The organism is bacterium (assembly GCA_037131655.1).
Taxonomy (GTDB): domain Bacteria; phylum Armatimonadota; class Fimbriimonadia; order Fimbriimonadales; family JBAXQP01; genus JBAXQP01.
The window spans coordinates 1-2,798 of sequence record JBAXQP010000327.1 but is presented as its reverse complement, the minus strand read 5'-3'; the positions used below and the strand labels follow the sequence as shown (position 1 = coordinate 2,798).

2 protein-coding genes are annotated in these 2,798 nt (G+C 48.5%); one reads left to right on the top strand and one right to left on the bottom strand.

All coding sequences use genetic code 11. From position 1 onward, the window contains the following. Positions 1–1,664, bottom strand: a 1,664-nt coding sequence (locus WCO51_11920; protein ID MEI6513960.1) for an ABC-F family ATP-binding cassette domain-containing protein, incomplete at its 3' end; no start/stop codon positions are given. A gap of 124 nt (positions 1,665–1,788) precedes the next feature. Here WCO51_11920 and WCO51_11915 point away from each other — a divergent pair. After that, positions 1,789–2,798, top strand: a 1,010-nt coding sequence (locus WCO51_11915) for a hypothetical protein (protein MEI6513959.1), incomplete at its 3' end; no start/stop codon positions are given.

The window sequence follows — 2,798 nt, the reverse complement described above, 5'->3', positions numbered from 1 at the left end:
GTTGTTACGGCGGGAGAGCCTTTTGCTTTCTTCTTCTCAAGCGCAAGTTGTTTTCTAGCGCGTTCTTCCTTAACTAAGTGAAGCGCAGCATAGCTGCCATCAAAAAGCTCAGCGCGGCCATCTATAAATTCGAGCGTGTGAGTAGTGACCTGGTCCAAAAGGTAGCGATCGTGAGAGACTAGTATTAATGTGCCGTCATACTCACGAAGCATTTTGGCTAACGCCTCACGGGAGGCAATATCGAGGTGGTTGGTCGGCTCGTCTAAGATAAGCAGATTAGGCTTGAGCATGATAAGCTGGGCGAGGGCTAATTTATTCTTCTCACCGCCTGATAAAAGCGCCACAGGACGGAATACATCATCGCCTGTAAATAAAAATCGGGCTAAAAAGTTACGAGCTTCAGCCGGTTTGATATCGAATGGCTGATAGATATGATCGAGCACGGTCATATCAGGGTCTAGATCGACAGTGTCTTGGGCGAAATACCCCATCGTAATCGAAGCGCCCAACCGCGCAATGCCTGAAGTTGGTTCTTCGCGGCCTAGAAGGATTTCTATAAGCGTTGATTTCCCCGACCCATTCGGGCCAATCACACCCAAGCGATCGCGATAGCGCACCATCAGGTTAAGCTTCTCAAAAAGCGTCCGCTCACCATAGCGTTTGGTCAGGTCTTTTAGAAGGACAACATCATTCCCGCTGCGGGCAGTTTTGGTCAATTTCAATTCAGGGGGAGCTTCTTCACGCGGCCGATCGACCCCTTCCTGCTTAATTCGATCGATGGCTTTGAGGCGGCTTTTGGCTTGTCCTGTTTTTTGGTTCCCCATCGTGCGCCGAACATACTCTTCAAGGCGGGCTATTTCTTCCTGTTGACGCTCATACATCTCTAATTGGTGTTCAGCTTGCTCTTGTTTTAAGTTCCAATAAGTCGAAAAGTTGCCCGGATAGACTTTGATCTGTGATTTTTCAAGCTCCGCAATCGAAGTGACAACTTTATCCAGGAAATAACGGTCGTGAGCAACGAGCAGAAGCGCTCCGCCGAAGGATGAGAGGAACTCCTCTAGCCATTCGGTTGCCGCCATGTCGAGGTGATTAGTCGGTTCATCTAAAAACAGAACGTCGGGTGAGAGCAGAAGTAATCTTGCAAGCGCGAGCCGGGTGCGTTCTCCACCCGAAAGCACTGAATTCGGCTTGTCAAGTTCATTTTCCTTGAACCCAAGCCGCATCAAGACTTTACGAACGTCCCTCAGAGCGCTGTAACCGTTCATCGCATCGAAACGCTCATGAAGGAGGGCATATTCATCCATCGCAGTATCGAGTTCCGGCCCGTGGGTCATGTTGGGAAGCGCTTGCTCCAGTTCGCGTAGCCGTCCTTCCATTTCCAGTACATGCTGGAAGGCTTCTTGCGCTTCTTCGATGACCGTTTTATTGGGGTCGACTGCTTCTTCTTGCATTAGATACCCGAAACTGACTCCTCGCGCATAGGTGGCTCTGCCCTTATCAGCTTCCATCTGGCCGGTTAAAATGCGCAGCAAAGTCGTCTTGCCGGAGCCATTTCGCCCAATTAGCCCCATCTTCTGCCCCCAACCCAGACGCAGTGAAACACCATCGAGGATGGTATCCGCCCCGAAAGATTTCTCCAGGTTGTTAACAGTGAGTAAGCTCATATGGAATAATATACTCTTGATGTCGAATTGGCAACTTATTCTACAAAGTCGATTGGCGACAAGTCAATCCTTAGAAGGATATCCGAGTGAACACAACGAATGATGGAATTGAGGTGGAGTTTTCTTGAGAAAATATCTATTTACCGTAACCGGACTTTGCATTCTTATGCTAATTGTGACATTAATGCGTCCCTCGACACGCGGATTATTTCTTTTGCACTTAGAAATGATCTTCAGAACCCCCGTTCAATTCTCCGCCGCTCGAATGATTACAGGCATAGAGCCGGAAAGTAACTTAAAGGATCAGCCTTGGGGTGTCGCTCAGAAAAAGCGCATGAAGGAAGCGGCAAGCAAGTTCCCAAACGATGTACCTGTCCAAATCGCCTTGGCAGTCGATGCAGGCGAAATGGCAAGTTCGGGAGAGACTCTTCGACTGGTTCAAGCATATAAGAAGTTGGCTGAGCGCTATCCGCAAAGCCCATCCGCTCAGGCGGCGTTAATCAGAGAAATGAGTAGAAATGCTGTAAGGCTCAAACGAAACGAAGAAAATGCTCTTATTGGTTATCCGCCAGAGCCATTGCCACCTCCAAGTAAGTCTGAAGACTTAATCGCCTATGATGCGGCTGCGGCAAGGGGGGAACGTTATGACCCGAAGAATGCCTTCTTCCCATTCATGCGGGCATCATGTTTATTCGCCGCTAATCAAGATTCAGAAGCGATTAAATGCCTAAAACGTGCTGCCGAAAAGCCAAATTGGAATGATTACAGTAGTGACTATATCAATGGCAGTTGCCGACTTGCTGAAATAACTTATGGAGATAAGACTACGATCAGGCATATTGCTGCCTTTATAGCCAACCCCTATCCGCACTTTACCAATACTCGAGCCGTCGCTTGGGTTGCAACCTATAAAGCAGTTGAGGCGGAGGCTAGAGGTAATCGAGCGGAAGGGAAAGCTATTCGGCATGCACTGATAAGTTGCGGTGATAAGATGCGTGCCAACTCTAACGCAATTGGCACGCTTGTTAGTGAAGCGATCGAGGTTACCAGCATGACTCGCCCAGGAGGAGCGCCAGCCCGTAAAGATATTGAGAAAATGAAGAATCAGATGAGAATTAACAATGCCCATGATAA